The sequence below is a fragment of the Parahoeflea halophila genome (assembly GCF_900220985.1).
GTDB lineage: Bacteria > Pseudomonadota > Alphaproteobacteria > Rhizobiales > Rhizobiaceae > Hoeflea > Hoeflea halophila.
Genome location: NZ_OCPC01000003.1, coordinates 395383 through 420088, shown reverse-complemented (window position 1 = coordinate 420088; position 24706 = coordinate 395383). Strand labels below are relative to the sequence as shown.

Below are 24706 nucleotides of genomic sequence, written 5' to 3'. Positions count from 1 at the left end.
TCAATCCCTTGTTTTCAACACTCGGATCAGATCGAGCCGGTCGATGCGGCGGCGCACGATCAGCGCCGAGACCAGCGCGCCGCTGAGCACGATAAGGCTCGAGACCGCATAGGTAGACGGGTTGATGATCAGCGGGATCCGGAACAGGTCGGTTGCAAAGCCCTGGGCCACCAGCACCGAGAATGTGTGTCCGATCAACCAGCCCAGCGGCTGCGCCAAGATCACCATGACGCCGAGCTCGGTCATCAGCACGCTGGAGACTTCGCCGCTGGTGAAGCCGAAGACCCTCAGGCTGGTGAGTTCGCGGGCCCGCTCGGAAAGCTGGATCCGGGCCGAATTGTAGATCACCCCGAAGGTGATGATCACGGCCAGCGTGACATAGATGGTGATGCTGATGCCGATATTTTCCTCGATCACCGCGCGGAAGCGTTGCCGCGAGATCCCCTGAAGCGCCACTGATGCGATCGCCGGGGTTTGCTTGACCTCGGCATAGAGGTCGTCGAGACGGCTTTCATCGACGATCACGCGGGCGCCGGAAATGAGCCCGCCGCGGCCGGACAGGCGGTCCAGCGCTTGCCGGCTCATGTTTGCGTTGAGCCCGACATAGCTGTTGGTGACGCCGACCAGGGGCACCAGGACCCGGCGCCCCTGACCGTCATGGAGTTCGGTGTCGACCTGGTCGCCCGCCATCAGTTCAAGATGCCGGGCCAGACGCTCGGTAAGCAGGATACCGGCCGGTGGCAGCGCGATGGCAGCAAATTCCCGGTCGAGTACCCGGCTTACGTCGGTAACGGGATCGGAGGCCAGGATCTGGATGTTGCGCGACCTATGACCGTTCCGAAGCGTGGCGGCAGTGGCGCGGAACGGCTCCGCAGCCATGACGCCGGGCAACCGCGAAACCTCCCGGATTGCGTCTCCGGAGCGGTCCGAGGCGAATGTCAGCGTCGCATCCTGGCGGTCGGCCTGAAACCAGATGGTGTCGATCATGTGTTCGACCGAATCGAACGCGAACAGCGATGTGATCAGCAGCGCCACCGGAAGCGCCGTGCCGAGCGTAGTCAGGGCGGTTCGCAAGGGCCAGCGCACGAGATGTCTCAGCGCCATCACGGTCAATTGCGAAAACGGCAACCGGAAACCGCCTGCCGATGCGTTGAACAGGTTTCGGTAGCGCGTCGGTGCCGGCGGGCGCATGGCCACCGCCGGCGGCAGCTGTACTGCCCCATGAATGGCGTTGGCGGCCCCGGCGAGGGCGGCGGCGAAGGTCACCAGCGTCGAGATCACGTAAAGATCCGGCTTCTGCGAGAACACCAGGAAGGGGAACGAATAGAACTCGCCATAGAGCGACGCCATGCCGTGGCCAAGCCGGGTTCCGGCAACAGCGCCGATCGTGATGCCGACAAGCGATATTGCAAGTGTCAGCTTGGCATAGTGCCAGGTTATGGCGGCATTGGTGTATCCCACTGCCTTCAGAAGCCCGATCTGCTCGCGTTCCAGCGCGATCAGCCGGCTGAGGATCATGTTGATCAGAAACGCCGCGATGAACAGGAAGATCGGCGGGATCACCTGCGTCATGGCTCGTAGCTGGCTCAGTTCGGTATCAAGAAACGCATCCGACACATGCTCCTTGCGGCCATAGGCGCCTGTGCCGCCATGCGGCTCCAGCAACCGGTCGAGCCGTGCGATCACGTCCTTCCGGTCGGCGTATCGCGACAGCGTCAGGGACACATCATTGAACGCGCCCTTCATGTCATAGGCGCCATCGAGCACTGACCGGTGCATGTGTATGACGCCGAAGCGTTTCTGATCTGGAACCATGTCGCCGGGACCTATGGCGTAGACATATTCGGGCGACAGCACGATGCCGCTGATCGACAGCGACCGTTTCCGCCCGTTGATCAGCACATCGAAAGTATCGCCCGGCCTAAACCCGTGCGCTTCGGCAAAGGCCTCAATGACGGTGGCCTCGTTGTCGCGGCCCGGTTCGGGAAGGCGCCCGGACCTCAGATATAGCCGGTTGACAGCGGGGTCGCCGTGATCGGGGATCGAGATCAGCATCCCGGTTGCCGGTTCCGCCATGCCGGTAATGTCGATGATCACCGGATTGACGATCCGTGTCGCCACGGCGGAAACGCCGTCGATGGCAGAAATCGCGGCCTTGATGCTCTCCGGTGCACGGGTGGCCGAGGCAAAGATCTCGCCGAACCGGGTGCGATCATAAAATGCGGTGCGGGTGTCATCCAGCGCCCGCGCCGCACCCAGCGCCAGGATCAGCGTCATCACCCCGCAGGCCATCACCAGCGCCACCGCCAGCGATTGTGCCCAGAGCCGGACGAGATCCCGCACAATCTTGCGATCCAGCATGCTCAGCGGGTTCACCAGCTCACCTCCGAGGGCTGGATCCGCACTTCATTGACCACACACGAGGCGATCCGGCCATCGAGGAATGAGTAGACCCGGTGGGCGATTTTGCGGATTCCGGCATTGTGGGTGATGATCGCGGTGGTGGCGCCGGTTTCCGCGTTCACCCGCGCCAGCGCCTCGAGCACGATGATGCCGGTGGCCGAATCAAGGGCCCCCGTCGGTTCGTCGCAGAGCAGCACTTCCGGTCGCTTCGCAATGGCCCGGGCAATGGCCACGCGTTGCTGCTCACCGCCGGAAAGCTGTGCAGGGAAATGATGCATCCGGTTTTCGAGCCCCACCAGTGCCAGCGCATCGGCGGGAGACATCGGGCTGGTTGCCACCTCGGTGATCAGCGCCACGTTCTCCCAGGCCGTCAGGCTCGGGATCAGATTGTAGAACTGGAAGACGAAGCCGACATGGTTGCGCCGGTAAAGGGTGAGCTCCCTGTCACTGGCCGCGGCCAGTTCTTCGCCCTTGAACTTCACTGAGCCCGATGTTGGCCGGTCCAGCCCTCCGATGATGTTCAAGAGCGTGGATTTGCCGCTGCCCGAGGGACCGAGCAGCACCGCCATCTCGCCTCGCTGCAGTTTCAGTTCCACGCCATTGAGGGCACGCACCTCGACCTCGCCGGTCTGGTAGATCTTGGTAACACCGGTAATCTCGAAAATCGCGGACGTTTTGGAAGCAGGTTCGGGTTCCATGGTCTGAGACTAGCAGACCCGGCGACGATGTCTTTGATACGCGTCAAATCGGGCAAAGCAGACCCGTCTTCATGCTCACGGCGTCACTTTGGAATGGCAGCGGATACGGAAAGAGGCGCAAATACGTATGCGACTTTTTGTGTCTGTTTAAGCATTACGCGGTGAAGTAGAGTAGTTCCGATTGGGGAGCGCCATGGATATTCAACGCAAAGACGTCCACAATTCGGAGACACCGGTCCTTTGTCGGGCCTGCGAGAGCCGCCATCGCGGCGTCTGCGGAGCATTGACACCCGATCAGCTGTTGCAATTGAGCAGGCACTCGACCCGCCGGGCTGTCGAGTCCGGTACCGAACTGGTGGGCGAAAGTTTGAAAACAACGAGCTATTCCAACATCATTTCCGGTGTCGTAAAGCTTTCCAAGATGATGGCAGATGGCCGTCAGCAGATTGTCGGCCTGCAGTTTGCTCCCGATTTTCTCGGCCGTCCGTTCCGGTCCGAAAATGGCGTCAGCGCCGAAGCCGCGACCGAGGTTAAGGTCTGTTCCTTTCCCAAGGCCGCGATCGAACGCATGATCAGCGAAATGCCGGAACTCGAGCACAAGCTGTTCGAGCAGACGTTGGCCGAGCTGGATGAAGCGCGCGACTGGATGCTGACACTCGGCCGCAAGACCGCCGGCGAGAAGGTGGCTAGCTTTCTGTTGCTGATCGCCACTCACGCGTTCCCGGACAATGAAAGCGATTCGGTGACGTTCGATCTGCCGATGAGCCGCACCGACATTGCCGATTTTCTCGGCCTGACCATGGAAACCGTCAGCCGGCAGTTGACCAAGCTGCGCAAGGATGACGTCATCCACATTCTCAACAACCGCCATGTCTCCGTCCCAGACCTCAGCCGCCTGTCTGAACGCGCCGGCTCTTAGGATACCGCATATCCGGTCTTTGTCTGGGGTCCGCCAGTCGGCCCGAGCGGGAATGCCCGCGACGCCGGTGGTGGATGCTTGCGGGCATCGGCCTGTTAGTGTTGCCCGGGATCCCCGGCCACGCGCCTTTGAGCTTCCCATTTGAAACCTGTTGGAGCCGGTATGCTTCTGCTCTAGGCTCGCGTCCTGACGGTCTTTGGGAGGAGGCATTGATGGAGTTCGACTACGTCATCGTCGGCGGCGGATCCGCCGGTTCGGTGCTTGCAGCAAGGTTGAGCGAGGATCCGAAGCTGCAGGTTTGCCTGCTTGAGGCCGGCGGCGACGGCAAAGGCATCCTGATCCGCGCCCCGCTCGGAATAGTGGCAATGTTGCCGGGCAAGCCGAAGCTCAACAACTGGGCCTATGAGACGGTGCCGCAACCAGGCCTTGGCGGCAGGCGCGGCTACCTGCCGCGTGGCCGTGGCCTGGGTGGGTCCAGTGCCATCAACGCCATGCTCTATGTTCGCGGCCACCCGTCCGACTATGACGACTGGGCCCGGGCGGGGTGCCACGGCTGGGGCTGGTCCGATGTGCTGCCGCTGTTCCAGCGCTCCGAGGGCAATATCCGTGGCGCCGACGCGCTGCACGGCAATGAAGGTCCGCTGGAAGTCGCCGAGCAACTAAGCCCGCGCCCGATCAGCCAGGCCTTTGTAGATGCTGCCGCCGAGGTTCAGATCCGCCGCAACCCTGATTTTAACGGGCCGGAGCAGGAGGGGGCGGGCCTCTACCAGGTTACCCAGTTCTGGCGCAACGGCAGGCTTGGTGAGCGCTGTTCCGCCGCGGCAGCCTACCTGCATCCGGTCATGCACCGGCCCAACCTGACGGTGATCACCCAGGCACACGCCACCCGGGTCCTGATGCAGGGCAGAAAGGCAACCGGTGTCGCCTATCGCAAGGGAAAGTCCGAGCACAAGGTGTCCGCGCGCGCCGAGGTCGTCCTTTGTGGTGGCGCGTTCAACTCACCGCAGCTGCTCATGCTGTCCGGCATCGGGCCGGGCGAACATCTGCGTTCGCGCGGCATCGATGTGGTCAAGGATCTCCCCGGTGTCGGCCGTAACCTGCAGGACCATCTCGATTACATCTACATCGCCAAGACCCGCGACACGGATGTGCTGGGCCTGGGGGCAATCGGAAGTTACAAGCTGCTCCGGGACATCGTGCGCTGGCGGCGAAACGGCTCCGGGGTTGTGTCCTCACCGGGTGCTGAAGGCGGGGCATTCCTGAAGTCGGAACCCGGTCTCGACCGGCCCGATCTGCAGCTGCATTTCGTCGCCGCCCTGGTCGATGATCACTCGCGCAAACTGCATATGGGCTACGGCTATTCCTGTCATGTCTGCGTACTGCGGCCGCATTCGCGCGGCGAGGTCGGGCTGGCGAGCCCCGATCCGATGCGCCCACCGCGGATTGACCCGAAATATCTCTCCGACAAGCGCGATGCGGAGCTGCTGCTGAAGGGGGCCAAAATTACCCGAAAGATCATGGATGCACCGTCATTGCGAAGATACCGCACAAGGGAAATCTATACCCGCGAGGGCATGAGCGACGAAGAATTGATGCAGCAAATCCGGGCGCGCGCCGACACCATCTACCACCCGGTCGGTACCTGCCGCATGGGCCGCGACGGCATGGCGGGCACGGATCCGGAACTGAAGGTGCACGGCGTCGAGGGCTTGCGCGTCGTCGACGCCTCGGTGATGCCGACCCTGATCGGCGGCAACACCAATGCGCCCACCATCATGATCGCCGAAAAGGCAGCGGACCTGATCAAGGCCGAAGCGCGGCCATAGAACGGCGGCGGGGGCGTTTTGACGAATTGCGGCATTGGAAGCGGTTGCCGGGTCATGCGGCGATTGCTAGAAACGGAGCCGTCTTTCCCAAAAACCGGAACATCCCATGACCGTTCGCATCGCCGTCCTCACCGTGTCCGACCGCGCCAGCCGTGGCGAGTACGAGGATCTGGGCGGCCCGGCAGTCAAGGCCTGGCTTGAACGGGTGATGTCGAGCCCGGCTGACATCGTCGTGCACGTCATCCCCGACGGAGTCGAAAGCGTCCGAGACATGCTGATCCGTCTGTGTGACGAGGACGGCGTCGACTTGGTACTGACCACCGGTGGTACCGGCCCGTCGCCGCGCGATCAGACGCCGGAAGCCATGAAGGTGGTGATGGAGAAGGAATTGCCGGGTTTTGGCGAACTGATGCGCAAGGTCAGCCTGGATTTCGTGCCCACCGCCATCCTGTCGCGCCAGACAGCCGGTACCCGCGGCAAGACATTGATCGTCAATCTGCCCGGCAAGCCAGGTTCAATTGACACATGCCTTACCGCGGTGTTCCCCGCCATTCCCTTCTGTCTTGACCTTATCGGGGCAGGGCGGATCGAAACCCATGACGAGATCCTCAAGGCATTTCGCCCTTCAAAGTGACGGGTGGCCGTGCGGCATCTTCTTTGAAAATTTGATGTTCGAAGGGGCTTGTGGCATGGTTTGAGCCGGTTTATAAGCCAGCCGCTGGTCACGGAGTGTAGCGCAGCCTGGTAGCGCACGTCGTTCGGGACGACGGGGTCGGAGGTTCGAATCCTCTCACTCCGACCAGTCTTTTCAAATCAGTCCGATGCATCAGATTGACTGGAGTGCGGCGCCCAAGGTGGTGCGCACATCAACTCCCGCAGAATTCAGAATACCAGGCAACACTTGACACCGCGTCCGGTTGCAGCGTGGCGTGACCAGACGCCCCTCGGCTCAACCGGTAGCGAATGGAAGCCATAAAACGCCTGGCTGGCGCAGAGATGTCCAAGCATTGCGCAAGAACGGTTGCCAGCCCCTGCAGCGGCAGGCGGGCCGGCAGGTGAATTGACAGCTGAAGACCGCAAACGGGCATGGCGCTGTCCGGCGGGATGGATTAAGGCTGATCCGATTCCCGCGACTGTGCTTGCGGGATCGTCTGTTCCCCGCACGCGTTTTGCACCATACATTTTCGTTCAAGGCCTGTTGCCGATGTCAAAGCCGGAATTTGCGGCGACCCGCTATTACGCCCTGGCGTTCTGGGCGCCTGCGGTCACCGTCACCTATCTGCCGATCTGGCTCAATGAGCGCGGCATCAGCGATGCCGGTATCGGGCTGATCAACACGCTGCCAATGGCCGGCATGCTGTTGTTCAGCGTGCTTGTCGGCCGGCTTGCCGACCGTGCGCCGGACTGGAAGCAGGCGATCATGCTCGGCACTGGGCTTGCGGCTTTCAGCTCGCTGCTGCTCGGCCTTGCGGAAGATTTCTGGATGATCCTGCTGGTCTGGACCATGGCAACGCTGCCTGCCGGACTGGTCAGCCCGGTCGCCGATGCCGCCACCATGCGGCTGTCGCTGCGGCTCGGATTTTCCTTCGGTGCTGTCCGCGCCTGGGGCACCATCGGTTTCCTCGCCATGTGCTTCGTGACCGGCTACGTGGTGCTGTGGCTCGGCGCGTCTGCCTTTGTCTGGCTGATTGCACTGGCCTGTTTTTCCCGTTTCCTAGCTGCGGTCGGCCTGCCGCGCTTGCGGGACGCCGATCAGCCACGCACGAAAGCCGAAGGGGCGTTCCTGTCGCGCGACGTCATCGCCGCGTTCAGACCCTGGGTTCTGCTGCCGGTGATTGCCGGCGCGATCCTGTTTGCCAATCACATGGTCATGAACGCGTTCTCGTCGCTGGTGTGGAAACAGCAGGGCCTCTCCGAGTCCACAATCGGCGTGCTGATTGCGCTGGGAGCAGGAGCGGAAGCAGCCACCATGTTTGCCTGGAAGCGGATCAATATCCGTTTTGCCGCCCGTGTGCTGATTCTGATGGCTGGTATCGTCTCGGTCGTCCGCTGGGTCGGCATGACGCTGTCGCCGCCGCTCTGGGTCATTGTGCTGATGCAGCTTGGCCAAGCCGTCACCTTCACGTTTTCCTATCTCGGCTGTCTTTATTTCATTGCAAAGCGCACCAGCGAAGACATCTCGGCCGAGGCGCAGAGCCTGTTCGGTGTCATGATGCAGGGCTTTTCGATCCTGATCGTGGCAAGCTTCGGCATCGCTTTCGGCGTGGTCGGGGTTAACGCCTTCTGGATCTGCGTGGCGCTCTCGGCCCTGGCGATCCTGATGGTGCAGATTTCGCTCAGGATGCGCGGACCCGATCCGTCGGACTGATCCGAACGACAAGGCTCCGGTCAGAACCTCAGATCCGGATGGCGCTGCGCGTAAATCCGGAACCATGGCGTAAAGCGCTCAGGGGTGTGGGCAATTTCGGCGTGGAGTGCGTCCTTCGTGATCCAGCGCGTCTCCTCGACTTCAAGCGGATCGGGCGCGATCTTCAGCGAGGTGCGGTCCGCTGTCCCGGTATACATCGTCACCCTCTCGTGTTCGTGCAAACCGTCGCCGACATCGGCGGAATACTCGACCACCCGCTGCGCCAGCACGGGAACCTCGATTCCGAGTTCCTCGGTCAGGCGCCGGTGCGCCGCTACTTCGAGCGCTTCCTCCCAGTTCGGATGGGTGCAGCAGCTGTTGGCCCAGAGCCCGCCGCAATGATATTTCGTACTGGCGCGCTTCTGGATCAAAAGGTGTTCGTCATCGAAGATGAAAACCGAAACCGCCAGGTGAAGCAGCCCGCTTTTATGGACCTGGAGTTTCTCCACCGGATACAGGGACCCGTCCTGGGCAATCGCGGGAATGAAGATCTGGTCTGGGTTCATGAATACTGGTCGTCTTTCCCGTAAGCATCTGGGGTCTCGGTCACCCTCCGAAATCCGATCCGGGTCGGAAACGCGAAGCGTGAGGTGACAGGCATTCGCGTCTGGCGGTTTTCGTCTATCTAGGAACGTCTCTGTCATACGTCCATGTTGCAGGCTGATTCAGGAGGGGATTTCTGTTTCCTCCGGGGCATGGCGCGCGATAATCCGCTGTCAAAAGATACTGGTGGCCAGATTTTCAAGTCCTGTCCAAATGCTAAGGTGCCTTCCGCTGACAAGGCGCTATGTTGAACACTTGAAATGTTCCGTTCGCAACTGCATTGGCCGGCACGGCTGGCCGTATTGCCGGTCCCGAGGCAAGAGGGGCGTTGGTGATGGTTTTCGCGGTACAGAATTGAAAGACACGAATTTGAAGCTCTGGAAACAAACGCTGTTGTCGCTGGCTCTGATCGCGGTCGCATTCGTGACTTGGTCCTGGGCCTATCCCGGCGCCCATGAGGTGCTCGTCCGCAACGGACTCGAGCGGATCTCGCTGTTCGCGCCTGAAACCGAAGCGGATCGGGCCGGCTCGGCGGCCGGGAAGAACGGTGCCGGTCAGCGGGGGCGCCGCGGCGGGCGCGAGGCGATCGTGGTCGTTGCACCGGTCAGCGAAGGTGTGGTCAACGACAGGCTGACCGCCATCGGAACTGGCCAGGCCGTTCAATCTGTTTCGGTCAGAACGCTTGTTTCCAGTCAGATTGCCGATATTCCGGTGCGCCCGGGCAGCAGGGTCGAGCGTGGCGATGTGCTGATCCGGCTTGATGCAGCGGAGGAAGAACTCGCCGTCGAGCGGGCCAGGCTCATAGTCGAGGATGCGGCAGCCAAGGTGACGCGGCTTCAAAGCCTGGTGGCCAGCAGCGCTGTGTCCAGTGTTGAGGCCGACCAGGCGCAAAATGCGCTGGATGCGGCGAAGGTGGCACTGAAGGAAGCCGAACTGGAGCTGTCCCGCCGCACCGTTACCGCGCCGATCAGCGGATCGCTCGGTATTCTCGCCGTCAACACCGGCGATTATGTGACCAGCCAGAGCGAGATTGCCAGCATTGATGACCGCAGCCAGATCCTGATCGAGTTCTACGTGCCCGAGCGCTTTGCGTCGGGCATGGAAATCGGCAAGCAGGTTACAGCACTGGCCAGTTCCCGTCCGGGCGAGCGCTTCAGCGGAGAGATTTCCGCTGTCGACAACCGGGTGGACGAGACCAGCCGGACCCTGCGTGTCCGCGCACGGATCGCCAATGATGAGGACACGTTGCGCGCCGGCATGTCCTTCGAAGTCAGCATGAAGTTCGAAGGGGAGCGCTGGCCGGCTGTCGATCCGCTGGCAATCCAGTGGGATTCAGCAGGCCCCTATGTCTGGAAAATCACCGACAGCACTGCCGAGCGGGTCGATGTCGCCATCATTCAGCGCAACTCTGACTCCGTTCTGGTCAAGGCTGAGCTGGCCCCGGGGGATGAGGTGGTCACGGAAGGCGTCCAGAGCGTCAGGCCCGGCGCCACCGTGCGCGTGATTGACGGCAGCCAGCCGCCGGCGGGTAACCGGCAGCAAGGTGCGGCCCGGGAGCCGACAGCCCAGCGTTCAACCGCTCAAGCAGCGGGCGGAAACGGGGCATGAGCGCGGACAATCAGGATTATGTCGCCGATGCACATCCCGATGGCGTGGTGGAAACCGGTGGCGGCACCGCACTCATGGTGCGCCGGCCGGTGTTGGCGACGGTTGTCAGCCTGCTCATCGTCGTCGCCGGCCTGGCCGGGCTTTATGGCGCCGAAATTCGTGAACTGCCGGATGTCGACCGTCCGGTGATCACCGTCACCACCGGGTTCAGCGGCGCCTCGCCGGAAACCGTCGACCGTGAACTCACCGCGATTGTCGAAGGCGCTGTGGCCCGCGTTGCCGGTGTCGCCTCGATGTCGTCGACCTCGACGCTCGGGCGCAGCCGAGTCACGGTCGAGTTTTCCGACAGCACCGATCTCAATGTCGCAGCCTCCGACGTGCGCGATGCCTTGGGGCGGGTGACCAACAACATGCCCGACGGGGCCGACGAACCACGCATCGTCAAGGCCGACGCCAATTCCGATCCGGTGATGCGCCTGGCGGTGACGTCGGACCGCTACAATGTCCAGGACATGACCATCCTTGTCGAAGATCTGGTGGTCGACCGCCTGGCCGCAGTCCCCGGTGTTGCAGACGTCAATGTCTATGGTGACCGTGAGAAGATTTTCCGCGTCGACGTCGACCAGACGCGGCTCGCGGCCTACGGATTGACATTGGCGGATCTGCGCAGCGCGCTCAGCAATGTGGCGCTGGATGTGCCGGCGGGCTCCCTGACCGCACAGACCTCGGACATCGTCGTCCGCGCCACCGCAGACGTGACCACGCCCGAAGGTTTCGAGGACCTCTACATCAACGACCGGGTCAGGTTCCGTGACGTGGCCAATGTGACGCTGGGCGCCGATCCCGGCGATTCGGTGCTGCGCGCCAATGGCCGTACCGGCATAGGCATGGGCATCATCCGCCAGTCCGCCTCCAACACGCTGGAGATTTCACGGGGCGTCCGCGCGGCCACCGAGGGCATTCGGGCCATATTGCCCGAAGGCGTCGACATACGGGTGACCAGCGATGATGCGACCTTCATCAGCGGCGCCATCGACGAAGTGCGCAACACGCTCGTGCTTGCCGTCCTGATCGTCATCGCCATCATCTTCCTGTTCCTGCGCGACTGGCGGGCGACCATCATTCCGGCGGTGACGCTTCCGGTCTCGCTGATCGGCGCTTTTGCGGCGATCTGGCTCGCGGGCTTCTCCGTCAATATCCTGACGCTGCTTGCGCTGGTGCTTGCCACCGGCATGGTCGTCGATGACGCCATCGTTGTGCTCGAAAACATTGTCCGCAAGCGCAATGAGGGAATGGGCGTTCGCGCCGCTGCCGTCATCGGCACGCGCGAAGTGTTTTTCGCCGTTGTCACCACCACCGCGACACTCGCCGCGGTCTTCATTCCGATTTCCTTTTTGCCGGGGCAGGCCGGCGGACTGTTCACGGAATTCGGATTTGTGCTGGCGTTCACGGTGATGGTTTCCAGTGTCGTCGCATTGACGCTGTGCCCGATGCTGGCGTCCCGGCTGATCAAGCGGCGCAAGATGTCGGCCGCAATTTCGAAGCCGAGCCGCTTCGTGGCATTTGGTGACCATATGACGGGGATCTACGCCGAGATTTTGCGCCGGGCGCTCGATGCACCGCTGGTGGTCATCGTTATCGCTCTGTTGGCGGCAGCGTCGGCTTTCGCCCTTCTCCCCACCATCCCCCAGGAACTGACGCCGCCCGAAGACCGCGCGGTCGCCCTTGTGCGGATTTCCGCGCCGCAGGGCGTCAGTCTTGACTACACCCGCTCCCGCATGACCGAGATCGAGCGTCTGGTTTCGCCGCTGCGCGACAGCGGCGAGGTGCAGAACATTTTTGCCATTGCTGGTATCGGCGGATCGGCAAACAACGGCTTCATGGTGCTCACGCTGGCGCCCTGGGGCGAACGCGAGCGGAGCCAGGCCGACATCGTGGCCGAGCTCAACCGTGCCATCGCCAGCGTCCCAGGTCTGCGCGCCTTTGCTATCCAGCCCAACAGCCTGGGCATCCGCGGCGCCGGCAACGGTCTGCAATTTGCCATTGTCGGCAACAATTATGACGAACTGGCTGAAGTCGGCCAGCAGATGGTCGAGAAGCTCGAGCAGGATTCGCGCTTCAACCAGATACGGCTGTCCTATGAAACCACCCAGCCGCAGATTTCGGTTCAGATCGACCGCGCCCGCGCGTCCGACCTCGGCGTCAACATCGATGGTCTGGCCGAAGCCATGCAGGCGCTGCTGGACGGCCGCGAGGTCGCGCAGGTATTCATCGAGGACCGGGCCTATCCGGTGAAGCTGCTGTCGACCAACAACCCGATCAACGATCCGACGGATCTGGAATCGATCTATCTCAAGGCTGGCGACGGCCGCATCGTGCCGATGTCGACCATTGCCACCCTGACCGAGAAAGCGGTCGCGCCCGACCTGCGCCGCGAGAGCCAGATGCGATCGGTCTCGATCACGGCTGGTCTGTCGCCGGCCTTTGCGCTGGGAGATGCCTGGGCCGAAGCTGTCGCAATGGCCGAACCGTTGATGCCGGGCGGTGTGCGGATCATTCCACTGGCCGAAGCCGCGACCCTGGATCAGTCCTCCAATGACATGCTGGTTACCTTTGGCATCGCCATCATCGTCGTGCTCTTGGTGCTGTCGGCACAGTTCGAGAGCTTCGTCAGCGCCTTCATCATCATCTCCACCGTGCCGCTGGGCCTGGCTTGTGCGGTCTTCGCCATGGCCATGACCGGGGGCTCGCTCAATGTCTACAGTCAGATCGGGCTGGTCCTGCTGGTGGGGGTAATGGCCAAGAACGGTATTCTGATTGTCGAATTCGCCAACCAGCTGCGCAATCAGGGCATGGATATTCGCTCTGCGATCGAGGAGGCCTCTAACATTCGCTTGAGGCCTGTGGTGATGACCATGATTTCCACCGTGCTTGGCTCTGTGCCTTTGCTGGTGGCCTTCGGCGCGGGCGCCGAGGCCCGTATTGCTCTTGGCTGGGTGATCGTCGGCGGGCTTGGTCTTGCCATGATCGCCACGCTGTTCCTGACCCCGGTCGCCTATCTGATGCTGGCGCGCTTCGCCACGCCTTCGGCCGAAGAGGAGCGCCGCCTCGACAGCGAGTTGCGCGAAGTCAAGGACATGGAGAGACGAAAGGCCGAGCAGCCGGAATTGTCACCGGGCGAGTGATCATCGGAAAGGGCACGCAGCTCGTTTGCCTGCCATGCGATCTCGGGTAAAGGCCGTGTCAGGCCCGCTTGAACAGCCGCTTGCCCAGGCTGATGATAGCCAGGATGACGAAGCCGACGGCGAGGCCGAACAGGCCGCTGATCAGGGCTTCCGTGGCCCATCCGAGGAAGCCCGAGGCAAAGGCAACCGCCTCGCGCACGGCGGCCGACGAGTCCGCTACCAGGTGGCCCAGGAATGTCAGGCCGAACTCTTCCAGGCCATGAATGATGATCGACCCGCCCACCCAGAGCATGGCGATCGTACCGATACCGGCCACGATTTCCATGAAGGTCGGCATGCCGCGCACGATCGCCCGGCCAAGGCTGCGGGTGGCCTCGAAATAAGCGCCCTGCGCCATCTTCAGGCCGACATCATCGGCTTTGACCAGCACCGCGACGCTGCCATAGACGAGCACGGTGATGCCCACCGCCACCACCGCCAGCACCAGGGCTTCCATCCACACGGTGCTTGATTCGATCGTGGACAGCGCAATCGTCATGATTTCGGCCGAGAGGATGAAGTCGGTTTTTATTGCACCGCTGACGCGCTTCTTTTCCAGATGTGCATGATCGATCGGGTTGTCGTCATCGAGTGGCAGCGGTTGCGGATGGAACAGGTGCCATATCTTCTCCGCGCCCTCGAAACACAGGTACCCGCCACCGATCATCAGCAGCGGTGACAGCAGCCAGGGTGCGAACACATTGAGCAGCATCGCAACCGGCAGCAGGATGACCAGCTTGTTGAACAGCGAACCGCGTGCGATCTGCCAGACGATGGGAAGTTCGCGCGCTGCCGGAAGGCCGGTGACGTATTTCGGCGTCACCGCCGTGTCGTCGATCAGAATGCCTGCGGTCTTGACGCCAACCTTGGCCGCTTGCGCTGTGACATCGTCGAGCTGCGCTGCGGCGAGCTTGGTCAGTGCGGCGACGTCGTCGAGAAGGGCAAGCAGTCCGCTCATGGTATCAGTGTCCTATCCATGCTTGTCGAGACGCCGTTCTGGTCGTCGCTGCGATAGCAACCGGTTAACCGATGTCAGCCGTCCGGGCAACGCGGGTGGTTCCCTGTGAAAGCAAACTTGCGAAATCCACAATGGTTCCGCAAGCTCTGTTTGCCATCGCAGTCGGGCTGCGGAGGTCAGGCCGGCTGGCCGTTGGGCTCGACCTTAGGCAACAATGCCTCAGCCGGCAGCCAGGCAGTCGCGCATGGAGGTGGCCAGGTTGCGGATCAGGTCGAAGTAGAGCTCCGGCCCGTCATCCAGCGTTGCGCCAAGCGGATCAAGAACGGCGGTGCGTGCCTCGGAACCCTCAATCGCGACATCGATCAACTGGCCGTCGAATTGCGGCTCTGAAAACGCGCAGGCGGCGTTGAGTTTCTGGACCTTGTCGCGGATCGCGGCAACCCGTTCGGCGCTCGGGCGCACCTCCGGATTGACCGTGATCGAGCCCGCCGCCACCATGTCGAAGCGCTTTTCGAAATACTGGTAGGCATCATGAAAGACGATGAATTGCTTGCCGCGAACCGGGGCGAGGTTGGTGTTGACCTCCTCGATCAACGCGTCGAGCTTCTGGTTTGTCTTGGCGACATTGGCCGCATAGGTTGATGCATTTTCGGGATCCGTGTCCGACAGGGCTTCGCCGATGGTTTTGACGAATATCTTGGCGTTGAGTGGATCAAGCCAGAGGTGGGCATCAAAGCCACCCGCATGGTCGTGAGCGTGACCTTCGTGCTTCTCGCCCTCGTGTTTGCCATGGCCGTCTGCATGCTCTTCATGCTTCTCGCCTTCATGGTCATCATGGCCGTGAGCGTGACCTTCGTGTTTTTCGCCGTCATGATCTCCTTGACCCTCAGCATGCTCATCATGCACTTGGCCTTCGTGATCTTCATGGTCATGGGCGTGCTCTTGATGCTTTTCGTCCCCATGATCATCGTGGCCATCGGCATGCTCTTCATGGGCATGTTCATCAAACGACCCGCCTTCGCGGAAGGGCAGCTGAATTACACCGTCGCTGTCGATCAGTTCCACCGCGCGGGCCTTGGATCCGATGGTTTCAACCGGTTTTACCAGAAAGCTCTCGAGTTCGTGCCCGATCCAGAAAATCAGGTCGGCATTCTCCAGCGCCCGCGCCTGGCTTGGCTTGAGCGCATAGGCGTGCGGCGAGGCGGCACCGCCGACGATAAGATCCGGCGTGCCCACGCCTTCCATCACCGATGCTACCAGCGCATGAACCGGCTTGATCGAGGCGACCACCTTCGGCTCAGCCGCCGCCTGGGCGGAGAGGAGTGGCAGAAGCGCCAGCGAAAGCGTGGTGCTGACCGTAAGAAAACGACGCGAAGCCATTGAGATCTCCAAAATGTAATATAGTTACAATGTTGTGTAACTGTATAACGTGTGGCATACCGTCGGACAAGATCGGACAGCCGATTTTTTACAAGGAATTGAAATGCTGCAACCAGAACCGCCTCTTATTTCGCTGGAGCGCGCCGGTGCTATACGCGGCGGGCGCTGGCTGGTGCGTGGGGTCGACCTGACCATGCACAAGGGCGAAATCGTGACCTTGATCGGACCCAATGGCTCAGGCAAGTCTACCACCGCCAAAATCGCGCTTGGCATCATCAAACCGGACGAGGGTTCCGCGCACCGCAAGGCAGGCCTGCGCGTCGGCTACGTACCGCAGAAGCTTTCGGTCGACTGGACCTTGCCGCTGACCGTGGCGCGCTTCATGCGTCTCACCGGCGGCGTATCGCAGGAAGCAGCCGACCAGGCTCTTAAAGCCACCGGCATCTCCCACCTGCTGGCCTCCGAAGTGCGCAATCTCTCTGGCGGCGAATTCCAGCGCGCCATGCTGGCCCGCGCCATAGCCCGCAAACCGGATCTGCTGGTGCTCGATGAGCCAGTGCAAGGGGTCGATTACTCGGGCGAGATCGCGCTCTACAATCTCATCAAGCAGATTCGTGACGATATCGGTTGCGGCGTGCTGCTGATTTCACATGATCTGCATGTGGTGATGGCTGCGACTGACCGTGTGATCTGCCTCAATGGCCATGTCTGCTGCCAAGGCACGCCGGTTGCGGTCGCTTCGAGCGAGGAGTACCGCCGGATGTTCGGCGACAGGGTCGATCCGGCATTGGCAGTCTATGAGCACGTCCATGATCACACCCATCTGCCTGATGGAACCGTGCGCCATGCCGATGGCTCGATCACCGACAGCTGCCATCCCGATGACGGGCATCATCACGGTGATCACCACCACGGTAACCACCATCCGGCGCCGCTGAGCGGTGCTGATGCAGGGGACTCTGCGAATCCGGGGGAGGGCGCCCACAATGCTCGATGATTTCTTCACGCGTGCCATTGTTGCGGGCCTCGGTGTTGCGCTCGTTGCCGGGCCGCTCGGCTGTTTCATCGTCTGGCGCAGGCTCGCCTATTTCGGCGACACACTGTCCCACGCCGCCCTGCTCGGCGTGGCCCTGGCCTTTCTGTTCGAGGTCAACATCACGCTTGCCGTTTTCGCCGTTTCCGTGATGATCGCGCTGGCGCTGCTGTTGCTGCAGAAACGCGCCACGCTCTCCTCCGACGCACTGCTCGGTCTGCTGTCGCACTCGGCGCTGGCTCTGGGACTTGTCGCGCTTGCGTTCATGACTTGGGTCCGCATGGATCTGATGGGGCTGTTGTTCGGCGACATTCTGGCTGTTTCCAAGGCCGATATCGCCATTATCTGGGCCGGCGGCATCGCCGTACTCGCCGTGCTGGCGCTGATCTGGCGACCACTGTTTGCCGCCACCGTCAGCGCCGAACTGGCGGAAGCAGAAGACATGCATCCCGACCGCGCCAATCTCGTGTTCATGATCCTGATGGCCACCGTCATCGCCATGTCGATCAAGATCGTCGGTGTGCTTCTGATCACCGCCATGCTGATCATCCCGGCTGCCACCGCCCGGCGTTTCGCCTCAGGCCCGGAACAGATGGCAGTCTTTGCCGCACTTGCCGGAATGGCGTCAATCGTGCTCGGGCTTGAGAGTTCGCTCAGATGGGACACGCCGTCTGGTCCGAGTATTGTGGTGGCAGCCCTTGTGCTGTTTCTGCTTGCCATGTCACCTGTGGGGGGATGGATCGGGCGCCTGGCGCGTGGCCGCAAACAGCTATCCAGTACGGAAAGGAGCTCCTCATGACACGGGAAACTCACAGCCATGATCACGGGCGCGCCCCGGCCGGACTGACCAAGAACCAGTCGCTGGTGTTTGGCGCGCTCTCCCGCGCCGAGGGGCCGCTTTCGGCCTACACCATCCTGGACCAGCTGCGCGATGACGGTTTTCGCGCGCCGCTGCAGGTCTACCGCGCGCTCGACAAGCTGGTCGAGACCGGCATGGTGCACCGGCTTGAAAGCCTCAACGCATTTGTCGCCTGTTCGCATCCGGGCTGCGACAGCCACGAGACCATCGCCTTCGCCATCTGCGAGACCTGCGGCAAGGTTGCCGAGATCTCGGACGAGCCCTTGGAAGAGCGCATACGCGAACTGGCCGGCAAGGACGGCTTCAGCGTCAAGCGCGCGGTGGTGGAACTGCGCGGCCTCTGTGCGGCCTGCAGCCAGGCGTAAACCTGTTTACGCGCACGCTCCCCCATTGGCACATCGCTGATGCCAGCGATGGTGGAGCAGCGGACCTTTATTCCACCGGCATCCGGTTCCAGGCGTCCAGTGCGGCAATCTTGTAGGCTTCCGCAAGCGTGGGATAGTTGAAGGTGTTCTCGACGAAATATTCGAGCGTGCCTTTGAGGTTGAGCACCGCCTGGCCGATATGGATCAGCTCGGTCGCGCCTTCGCCGACGATGTGGCACCCCAGCAGCCGTCGCGTCTTGAGCGAGAAGATCATCTTCAGCATCCCGGTGTTCAGGCCCATGATGTGGCCACGCGAGGTTTCCCGGAACCGGGCGACGCCGCATTCATAGGCAATGCCGCGTTCCATGACTTCTTCCTCGGTCATGCCGACGGTCGATATTTCCGGTACCGAATAGATGCCGTAGGGGAAGAATTTCGGCGGTTCATGCGCCCGCATGCCGAGTGCATGGCAGGCGGCAATCCGGCCCTGTTCCATCGAGGTCGAGGCCAGGCTCGGAAACCCGATGACGTCACCGGCAGCATAGATGCCCGGCACGTCGGTGGCAAAGGTGGTCGGATCGACCCGGATTCGGCCGCGGGCATCGCTTTCAAGACCGCAAGCCTCCAGGTTCAGACTCGATGTGGCGCCCATTCGTCCGGCGGCAAACAGCACCATTTCCGAGCGGATGTGCCTGCCGCCCTCCATCTGGATCTCGCACATGCCGTTGTCCAGCTTGCTGATTTTCTCGGCCTTCTTGCCGAAACGCAGCACCATGCCGCGGTCCTTGAGCTGGTGCGTGAAGTCGCCGATCAGCTCCTGATCAATGAAGTCGAGCATCGTCTCGCGCGGCTCGATCAGCGTTACATGGACGTCGAGCGAGCTGAAGATCGTGGCGTATTCGATGCCGATCACCCCGGCGCCGATGACCGTGAGCGAGCGCGGCAGGTGGTCGAGCGTCAGGATCCCGTCACTGTCGAAAATCTGTTTGTCGTCGAACGGCACATAGTCGGGGCGGAAGGGAACGGTGCCGACGGCCAGCAGAATGGAATCCGCGGAGAATTCGAAGCTCTCGCCCTGTTCGCCCTCGACCTCGATGGTGTTCCTGTCCTTGAACCGTGCATCTCCCCTCAGCGTGGTGACCTGGTTGCGGGCGAACTGGTGCTCCAGCACCTCGATCTCGTGGTTCAGCGTCATGTCGAGCCGCGCACGCAGGTCTTGCGCGGTCAGATCCTGCTTGACCCGGTAGGAGCGGCCGTAAAATCCGCGTTCGCGCCAGCCCGAAAGGTTCAGCGCCGTCTCGCGCAGGGTCTTGGACGGAATGGTGCCGGTGTGAACAGAGACGCCGCCAACCCGGCAGCCGCGCTCCACCACCAGAACCTTCTTGCCGAGTTTGGCGGCCTGGATCGCCGCGCGCCGGCCGGCCGGACCGCTGCCGATAACGATGAAGTTGTAGTGTTCCATGGGAAAGAGGCGTCCGGATCCGGAGTTGACGAGAGCTTTGATTAGTTTGAGCACGAACTGTCTAATGAAACCTTGCTGCGCTGCGGCAGAAAATTCGGGGCCGCACAGGAAACCGACACTCGAGCATCCCTCGTTTGCTCCACCCAATCGGTGCGTTCGGCCTCTCCGACCGGTGGTCAAGACGACCATGATCCTATAACTTTCGTCGCATGGCTCGAGTTGAGAAGGGTTTCCGGGGTGATTACAGAATGAGCGAGCGGGTTATGCTGTCTGATGCACCCGCGTTGCAGCCACTGATCGATGCCATGCGCGACGGCATAGCTGTCTTGTCGCAGGACGGGACCATCATTTGTGTCAACACCACCTGGCGGCAATTCGCGATCGAGAATGGCGGCGATCCGGAGCGCCATTATGTCGGCACCAACTATCTCGGAATCTGCCGCAAAAGCGCGGAGCAGGGCGACCGCCTGGCCGGGCAGGTCGAGGCCGGTATTACCGAGACGCTGGCCAGTGGCGCAGACTTCCGGATCCAGTATCCCTGCCATTCCGACACCCAGCAGCGCTGGTTCGAACTGGTGACGACGCCGCTGGTGCTGGAGCGCGAACGCTACATCCTCATCACCCATCGCAATGTGACCACGCTGGAGCGCGCCAGGCTAGACCTCAACGATGCCGAGCAGAACACCCGGAACCTCTCGGCCATCGTCGCCACCATGCCCGATGCAGTGATCGCCTTTGACCTTCAGGGACGGATCACCAGCTGGAATGCCGCTGCCGAAAAGCTCTACGGCTATCAGCGCGGCGGCATGCTCGGCCAGTCCATCGAGATGCTCTATCCTTCCGACTGGCCCCAGGCTGCAAGCGATTACATCGCCGAGATCGTCAAGAGCGAGATCTCCCATTTTGACGTGGTCCGTCAGACACGATCCGGCGAGCTGCGCACCATAGCGGTCACCGCAGCGCCGATCCTGTCAGCCACCGGCGACGTGATCGGCGTGTCCACGGTGCATCGCGACGTGACCGAAGAGCGCCTGGCGGAACAGAGGCTGCGCAGCGTTCTCGACAACCTCTTCTCGTTCGTTGGTGTGCTCGAGCCCGACGGCACGCTGGTGGAAGCCAACCGTGCGCCGCTGGAAGCTGCCGGCATCGAGGCCAATGACGTTTTGGGCAAAAAATTCTGGGATTGCTATTGGTGGAACTACGCGCCGGAAACCCAGAACCGCTTGCGCCAATCCTGCGCGCGTGCCCGGGCCGGCGAGGTTCTGCGCTACGATATCCAGGTCCAGGTAGCCGGCGGACAGTTGCTGTGGATCGATTTTCAGCTCGCACCGCTGTTCGATTCAGATGGTGAAGTCATCAACCTGATCCCCTCAGGCATCGATATTTCTGACCGCAAGGCCATGATCGCGGCTCTGGAAACGTCTCACGATACTTTCAAGAACCTTGTCGCGGGGTCACCCTTCGGTATCTACACGGTGGATGCGGATTTCCGCCTCGCCCATGTCTCCAGCGGGGCTCAGAAGGTGTTTGAAAATGTCCGGCCCCTGATTGGACGCGATTTCGGCGAGGCGTTGAGGATCATCTGGCCCGAGCCTTTTGCCCGTGAAGTGGTCGACCTGTTCAGACACACCCTTGCGACCGGAGAATCCTATCATTCGCCCTCCACAATCGAACGCCGCCATGACTTGGAGGAAGTCGAATCCTACGATTGGAAAATCGACCGCATAACGATGCCCGACGGGCGTTACGGCGTTGTCTGCAACTTCTATGATCTGTCCGAGCGGCAGCGCTATGACGAGCATATTCGTTACCTGATGCGCGAGGTCAATCACCGCTCCAAGAACCTGCTCACAGTGGTTCTGTCCATGGCGCGACAGACAGCGCGGTCAAGCCCGCCGGAGGATTTCATCGACCGGTTTTCCAAGCGCCTCTATTCCCTGTCGGGATCGCAGGATCTGATCGTTCAGGGCAACTGGGGCGGTGTCGGCGTCAGGGATCTGGTTAAGTCCCAGCTTCGGCATCTGGGCGAGGGGCTGCAGGCCAACGGCATCAGGCTCAATGGACCCGACGTGACCCTGACCCCGACGGCAGCACAGGGTATCGGCATGGCTTTGCACGAGTTGTCGACCAACGCGATGAAATACGGCTCGCTCTCGGTAACCGGCGGAACCGTCTTCATTGACTGGTCCACCACCGGGAATGGCAAGTCCTTCACCATCCGCTGGAAAGAGGCGGGCGGCCCGCCGGTGAGCACGCCTGAGCACAGCGGCTTCGGGCGCACAGTGATCGAACGCATGGCCGCACTTTCCGTCGGTGGTGCGGTGGAACTGGATTACGCGCCGGAAGGTGTTCAATGGCAACTCACGGCCCCTATGGAAGAAGTCGCGCTGACCGCCGCTGCCGCAGAACTGATCAAGGCCCGTGGCGAGGGCTGAAGCCTGACAACCCCGACAGGACGCCGCCGGCTCAACAAGGCAAGTGCAGCGGTCTCAACCGGTCCGACCGTTGAAACCGGACCGGTTTTGTCTCCGCTGGGCGATGTCGCCCACGACGACCTCTGCCCAAGCCGCCGTGGAGCGGATCCTACTCCTCGTCCACCTGTTCAGGCCCGTTCACCCGGATCTCGCCTGCATGCGAGCGGGCAAATTCGGTCTTCAGAAAAGCTTCCAGAAGCCGTGCGGGCAGGGTGATGCTGGCGCGGTCGGCATCAGGCAGAGCGTCGAAACAGCCTGCTCTCGAGCGTTTTCCGTCGATCATGCCTCCGGCAACCGTGTTCAGCGTTTCCGGATCGATCAGGATGAAGGCGCCGGTTTCGCGGTTGGTCTCATAGGCATCGAAGATCGCCGTGTCCTCGAAATCGAGCTCGGCCGTGCCAATGCCGTTGACCGACAGGAAGGTGGCGTCGTCCCAGTTTCCGGATGTAAGATTGAGCGACGCGGTCGGCCTGACCATCACCCGCTGACGCCGTGCGCCGGCTTTCAGCCAGTAGCGCTTGCCCGGCACGATGCCATCCGGCGACAGCGCCACCAAGCGGGCATTGAAGGCGCGTCCGGTCTGCGGCCGCTGATCGATCGCCGCGATCATGTCGCCGCGCGCCACGTCCACCGGACGGTCGAGGACCAGCGTGATGGCGTCGCCGGTCACTGCCGCGTTGCGCACCAGATCATAGGTCACGATGGCCTTGACGTTGGCCTCGACCCCGGAAGGCAGCACGACGACACTGTCGCCAGGCTTGATCGAGCCGCCGGCAACGGTGCCCTGATAGCCGCGAAACCCTTCGCCGGGCCGCGAGACCCGCTGCACTGGCAACCGGAACCCGGTTGTCTGGCCGGTGCGTTGGGTGGCTTTCTCCAGCACCTCGACCAGCGTCGGGCCGTCATACCAGGGCATCGCTCCGTCGCCGCGCAACACGATGTTCTCACCTTTCAGCGCTGAGACCGGAATGGCGGTGACCTGACGAACGCCGAGCGACAGCGCGATTTCCCTGAATTCCCGCGAAATTGCCCGGAACCGCGCCTCCTCGTAGTCTGCCAGGTCGATCTTGTTGACCGCCAGCACGAATTGCCGGATGCCCATCAGCGCCGCAATCGTCGCATGCCGCCGTGTCTGTTCGAGAATGCCTGCGCGGGCATCGACGAGCAGCACCGCCAGATCCGCGGTCGAGGCGCCGGTCGCCATGTTGCGGGTATACTGCACATGGCCGGGCGTGTCGGCAACGATGAAGGAGCGCCGGTCGGTGGCAAAATAGCGGTAGGCGACATCGATGGTGATGCCTTGTTCGCGCTCGGCCTGCAGCCCGTCGAGCAGCAGTGCAAAATCCGGCAATCCGAGTTCGTTCTGCTTGCCGGTGGAATCGCGCCTGAGTGTTGCGGCCTGGTCTTCCTTGACCGCCTTGGTGTCCCACAGCAAACGGCCGATCAGCGTCGATTTGCCATCGTCGACCGAGCCGCAGGTGATGAACCTGAGCGGCCGCGCCTGGCGCCCAGCCAATGCTGCTTGTGCACCGGCAAGCGGTGTCTCGTCACTGGAATCAATGGATTGGGCAGCGTGCGAAAGTGTTTGAGAACTCATCAGAAATAGCCTTCGCGTTTTTTCTTTTCCATCGATCCGGACTGGTCGCGATCAATTGCCCGGCCTTGCCGTTCCGAGACTGTGGCGATCTCCAGTTCGGCGATCACCTCGTCCAGATCCGTTGCTTCAGACCGCACGGCACCGGTCAGCGGGAAACAACCCAGTGTGCGGAACCGCACCATTTCCTCGCGCACCTGTTCGCCGGGAAGAAGTTCGAGCCGCTTGTCCTCTGCCCAGATCAGCATGCCGTCGCGTTCGACAACCTTGCGGCGTTTGGCGAAGTAGAGCGGCACCAGCTCGATCTGCTCGGCCTGGATGTAGCGCCAGATATCAACCTCGGTCCAGTTTGACAGCGGAAAGGCGCGCACGCTTTCGCCGGGATGAATCATGCCATTGTAGATCGACCAGAGTTCGGGCCGCTGGTTGCGCGGATCCCAGGCATGATCGGGTGTGCGGAACGAGTAGATCCGCTCCTTGGCCCGCGACGCCTCCTCGTCGCGCCGTGCGCCGCCGAAGGCTGCGTCGTGGCGGCCCATGTCGAGCGCCTGCTTCAACGCCTGGGTCTTCATGATGTCGGTGTAGCGCGCCGAGCCATGGGTGAACGGAGTAACGTTGTCGCGCAACCCGTCAGGGTTGGTGTGCGAGATCAGCTCCAGCCCGTGTTTCGCCACCACCTGATCGCGAAACGCGATCATTTCGGGAAATTTCCAGCCGGTGTCGATGTGGATCAGCGGAAACGGCAGCTTGCCCGGATGAAACGCCTTCAGCGCGAGGTGCAGCAGCACCGATGAGTCCTTGCCGATGGAATAGAGCATCACCGGACGCTCGAATTCGGCCGCAACCTCACGAAAAATGTGGATCGCTTCGTTTTCAAGCGCCTTGAGATGCGGGTCGAGCGGCGGCTTGCCGCGCCCGTGTTCAATCACGTTCATAAAAGTGTCCTTGCAAGA

At 62.0% G+C, this 24706-nt stretch carries 18 protein-coding genes and 1 tRNA gene; 11 read left to right on the top strand and 8 right to left on the bottom strand.

Features of this window, described 5'->3' with window-relative positions; all coding sequences use genetic code 11:
- Both CRO46_RS12530 and CRO46_RS12525 read right to left on the bottom strand, forming a co-directional pair.
- Positions 1–2376 carry an ABC transporter permease gene (locus CRO46_RS12530; protein ID WP_342170955.1) on the bottom strand — a complete coding sequence of 792 codons (2376 nt, stop codon included), beginning with the start codon at positions 2374–2376 and terminating at the stop codon, positions 1–3.
- The gene (locus CRO46_RS12525; RefSeq protein ID WP_097108104.1) at positions 2373–3101 is read right to left on the bottom strand and encodes an ABC transporter ATP-binding protein; all 729 of its coding nucleotides are present in this window, start codon (positions 3099–3101) and stop codon (positions 2373–2375) included. Before CRO46_RS12525 ends, CRO46_RS12530 begins: the two co-directional genes overlap by 4 nt.
- 193 nt (positions 3102–3294) lie before the next feature.
- Between CRO46_RS12525 and CRO46_RS12520 the strand changes: the two genes are divergently transcribed.
- The 5 genes from CRO46_RS12520 (at position 3295) to CRO46_RS12500 (ending at position 8214) form a co-directional block, all read left to right on the top strand.
- Positions 3295–4020, top strand: a complete 726-nt coding sequence (locus CRO46_RS12520; RefSeq protein WP_097108103.1) for a Crp/Fnr family transcriptional regulator — start codon at positions 3295–3297, stop codon at positions 4018–4020.
- 212 nt (positions 4021–4232) lie between these two features.
- Positions 4233–5846, top strand: a complete 1614-nt coding sequence (locus CRO46_RS12515; protein ID WP_097108102.1) for a GMC family oxidoreductase — start codon at positions 4233–4235, stop codon at positions 5844–5846.
- A 106-nt stretch (positions 5847–5952) separates the two neighbouring features.
- Positions 5953–6480, top strand: a complete 528-nt coding sequence (gene mog, locus CRO46_RS12510; protein WP_097108101.1) for a molybdopterin adenylyltransferase — start codon at positions 5953–5955, stop codon at positions 6478–6480.
- A 91-nt stretch (positions 6481–6571) separates the two neighbouring features.
- A tRNA-Pro gene (locus CRO46_RS12505) sits at positions 6572–6648 on the top strand.
- 402 nt (positions 6649–7050) lie between these two features.
- Entirely contained in the window at positions 7051–8214 is a 1164-nt protein-coding gene (locus tag CRO46_RS12500) for an MFS transporter (protein ID WP_097108100.1), read from the top strand.
- A 20-nt stretch (positions 8215–8234) separates the two neighbouring features.
- Here CRO46_RS12500 and idi read toward each other — a convergent pair whose 3' ends face one another.
- Positions 8235–8759 carry an isopentenyl-diphosphate delta-isomerase gene (gene idi, locus CRO46_RS12495; protein WP_097108099.1) on the bottom strand — a complete coding sequence of 175 codons (525 nt, stop codon included), beginning with the start codon at positions 8757–8759 and terminating at the stop codon, positions 8235–8237.
- Between the two features lie 406 nt (positions 8760–9165).
- Between idi and CRO46_RS12490 the strand changes: the two genes are divergently transcribed.
- Both CRO46_RS12490 and CRO46_RS12485 read left to right on the top strand, forming a co-directional pair.
- A complete protein-coding gene (locus tag CRO46_RS12490) occupies positions 9166–10404 on the top strand; it encodes an efflux RND transporter periplasmic adaptor subunit (RefSeq protein ID WP_244577874.1) in 1239 nt (412 codons plus the stop codon).
- A gap of 74 nt (positions 10405–10478) precedes the next feature.
- Positions 10479–13589, top strand: a complete 3111-nt coding sequence (locus CRO46_RS12485; RefSeq protein WP_244577890.1) for an efflux RND transporter permease subunit — start codon at positions 10479–10481, stop codon at positions 13587–13589.
- Between the two features lie 58 nt (positions 13590–13647).
- On the opposite strand, the gene CRO46_RS12480 is transcribed toward CRO46_RS12485, so the two are convergent.
- Positions 13648–14586 carry a DUF808 domain-containing protein gene (locus CRO46_RS12480; protein ID WP_097108096.1) on the bottom strand — a complete coding sequence of 313 codons (939 nt, stop codon included), beginning with the start codon at positions 14584–14586 and terminating at the stop codon, positions 13648–13650.
- Positions 14587–14805: 219 nt separating this feature from the next.
- On the bottom strand, positions 14806–15966 hold the full coding sequence (locus CRO46_RS12475; protein ID WP_097108095.1) for a zinc ABC transporter substrate-binding protein: 1161 nt from the start codon (positions 15964–15966) through the stop codon (positions 14806–14808).
- A 103-nt stretch (positions 15967–16069) separates the two neighbouring features.
- Here CRO46_RS12475 and CRO46_RS12470 point away from each other — a divergent pair, with 103 nt between their 5' ends.
- From CRO46_RS12470 to CRO46_RS12460, 3 genes are read left to right on the top strand one after another with little or no spacing between them, the layout of a single operon-like run.
- On the top strand, positions 16070–16963 hold the full coding sequence (locus CRO46_RS12470) for an ATP-binding cassette domain-containing protein (protein ID WP_097108094.1): 894 nt from the start codon (positions 16070–16072) through the stop codon (positions 16961–16963).
- A complete protein-coding gene (locus CRO46_RS12465) occupies positions 16953–17798 on the top strand; it encodes a metal ABC transporter permease (RefSeq protein WP_097108093.1) in 846 nt (281 codons plus the stop codon). The genes CRO46_RS12470 and CRO46_RS12465 overlap by 11 nt, the downstream gene beginning before the upstream one ends.
- Entirely contained in the window at positions 17795–18223 is a 429-nt protein-coding gene (locus tag CRO46_RS12460; protein WP_097108092.1) for a Fur family transcriptional regulator, read from the top strand. Before CRO46_RS12465 ends, CRO46_RS12460 begins: the two co-directional genes overlap by 4 nt.
- A 67-nt stretch (positions 18224–18290) precedes the next feature.
- On the opposite strand, the gene sthA is transcribed toward CRO46_RS12460, so the two are convergent.
- Positions 18291–19685 carry a Si-specific NAD(P)(+) transhydrogenase gene (gene sthA / locus CRO46_RS12455; RefSeq protein WP_097108091.1) on the bottom strand — a complete coding sequence of 465 codons (1395 nt, stop codon included), beginning with the start codon at positions 19683–19685 and terminating at the stop codon, positions 18291–18293.
- A 248-nt stretch (positions 19686–19933) separates the two neighbouring features.
- Between sthA and CRO46_RS12450 the strand changes: the two genes are divergently transcribed.
- Positions 19934–22120: a PAS domain-containing sensor histidine kinase gene (locus CRO46_RS12450; RefSeq protein WP_179759045.1), complete on the top strand. Its 2187-nt coding sequence runs from the start codon at positions 19934–19936 to the stop codon at positions 22118–22120.
- Positions 22121–22268: 148 nt separating this feature from the next.
- Here CRO46_RS12450 and cysN read toward each other — a convergent pair whose 3' ends face one another.
- Positions 22269–23756 (bottom strand): sulfate adenylyltransferase subunit CysN, encoded by a 1488-nt coding sequence (gene cysN / locus CRO46_RS12445; RefSeq protein ID WP_097108089.1) that lies wholly within the window; start codon positions 23754–23756, stop codon positions 22269–22271.
- Positions 23756–24688, bottom strand: a complete 933-nt coding sequence (cysD, locus tag CRO46_RS12440; protein ID WP_097108088.1) for a sulfate adenylyltransferase subunit CysD — start codon at positions 24686–24688, stop codon at positions 23756–23758. The genes cysN and cysD overlap by 1 nt, the downstream gene beginning before the upstream one ends.
- Positions 24689–24706: the final 18 nt, after the last annotated feature.